Source organism: Bradyrhizobium sp. 31Argb, assembly GCF_043638955.1.
Taxonomy (GTDB): domain Bacteria; phylum Pseudomonadota; class Alphaproteobacteria; order Rhizobiales; family Xanthobacteraceae; genus Bradyrhizobium.
Genome location: NZ_JBEGDB010000554.1, coordinates 1 through 1,866, shown reverse-complemented (window position 1 = coordinate 1,866; position 1,866 = coordinate 1). Strand labels below are relative to the sequence as shown.

General features: G+C 58.7%; 1 protein-coding gene and 1 pseudogene. Both read left to right on the top strand.

Features of this window, described 5'->3' with window-relative positions:
- Positions 1-410 precede the first annotated feature (410 nt).
- Positions 411-644, top strand: a complete 234-nt coding sequence (locus AAFX91_RS41275) for a S1/P1 nuclease (RefSeq protein ID WP_165421509.1) — start codon at positions 411-413, stop codon at positions 642-644.
- An 815-nt stretch (positions 645-1,459) separates the two neighbouring features.
- Positions 1,460-1,791, top strand: a pseudogene (locus tag AAFX91_RS41270) (helix-turn-helix domain-containing protein); the annotation flags it as partial.
- Positions 1,792-1,866: the final 75 nt, after the last annotated feature.

The window sequence follows — 1,866 nt, the reverse complement described above, 5'->3', positions numbered from 1 at the left end:
TCATTGCCCACGTCAGGCTCCTCACCCGACGCCTCGCCACGCCCTCCAAATGCTGACCGCTTTTTGAGTCAGACTCTGAGGAGGCGCTAGCAGTCTGCTGAAAAACGTGAGGAATGAAGCGTTTTTTTTCTGTTGCGGAGGCCTCGTTGGGCTGGCGCGTCCGGGAGGCTAGGTCTGGGCTGGCTAGGCTGCAGCCAGTTTGGGGATGCGGATCAGATTATAGGCGATCAGATTGAGCAGGAAATCGGCGGCGACGCGACCGATGCCGCGATGTTTGGTCTTGCGCATGGTATTTCGACCTCTCGCCCGGATGTAGTTGCAATCATGAAGGCGCACGACTTGTGGTAGATCGAGCTGAAGGCTGTGGGCAAAGGCTATGAGAGCTGTCTGGCTCGCGTGGCTCGTGCTCGTTGTGTCGGTCTCGCAGGCCTGGTCCTGGGGCAGGAAGGCCATGCAATTGTCGCGAGATCGCACGGCGACGGCTCGATCCCGCCACGCTCGGCAAAATCGAGGGCCTGCTTGCGCAGGAAGCTCCTGCTCTTGATCACCCCAACGTAACACTTGCTTCGATCGCCAGTTGGGCTGACGAGTACCGTGCCGACCATAAGGATACGGCAGGATGGCATTTCGTGGATACCGGATGATGATCAACCTACGATCCGGATGATGACCTCGCGCAACTCTGGTTCGATGAAGGGCGGGCAGACCAAGCGCGCACTAGATGTCGGCTTCCCTGGCGGCGACCAACGCTGCAACCCTCGTGCACCCCGTCCTGATCGGGCGCATTTTTTTCTCTTCCGCGAGCGCGTGCGTATGACTTGCTCGATTGATTCACATCAATGCCGTGCTGTGCTATTTATGATCAGAAACGCAAGGAGGCGAGATCGACCGGGTGGCTGCGCTCCTGAGGGGCTTGCGTCATTGATCCAGCACCTAACGATCGCGGGAGCTTTACCTCACAATCAGATCTAGCTGGATTTCCGCGCGCCATCATCGGCGCGCCGATTCGAAACATTCAATCTCCAGCCGCTGCACGCCGGAGAACTTATGTGCTTTGCTCTCCTCTCGTCAAAGCTTAATCCAACGCAGCAGGGCGAACGCCTTTTCGCTGCGAGCCTGCATTGCCGGTCGAAAGCAGCGCCCTATCTCCTCAACGACGGCGGACGGTCGGGCAGGAAGATCGTCCGTTTGGACGAGACGAAGGCTTTGGGGAAGCCGCCATGCACATGGCATAGGATGGGTCGGGAGAAAGATGGGCTCGAGCTGATCTCCCTACTGACAGCGCATCAATCAATGAGCGAGCAAGGACATCAGGCCATGGGACGTATGAACGAGAAGGTCATTCTGGTGACCGGCGGAGCTCGCGGGCTGGGTGCAGCTCATGCGCGCCTGCTAGTCATCTGGAACGCAAGTTCGTCACATTAGTTGATAGCTCGAATCTCTACAGAGGAGAGTGCGAGTGGCGAATGCAGGTGAGCGAGGCCGGGGCCGATCGCGCCGTTAGTGCTGAGTGCGCAGGAGCGGGCGTACTTGGAGAGACAAGTTCGTCGTCATCGCGTAGCCCGGTCGCTATCTGAGCGATGCCGTGCGATCCTGCGGTGTGCGGATGGCTTGCCAAGCAAGTCCGTAGCTGCCGAACTCGGCCTTCACGAACATACCGTTGGTAAGTGGCGTCGCCGGTTTTTGAAGGATCGCTGTGATGGCCTGCTTGACGAAGCGCGACCTGGCCGTGCTCGCACCATCAACGACGATCAGGTTGCCGCCGTGATCGAGCGGACGCTGCGGACGACGCTGTTCGCCGTCGAGACCTTTGAGACAAATTGAAGGATTTTGCGGAGGGAGGATTTCTGGTTCATCGTAGCCACC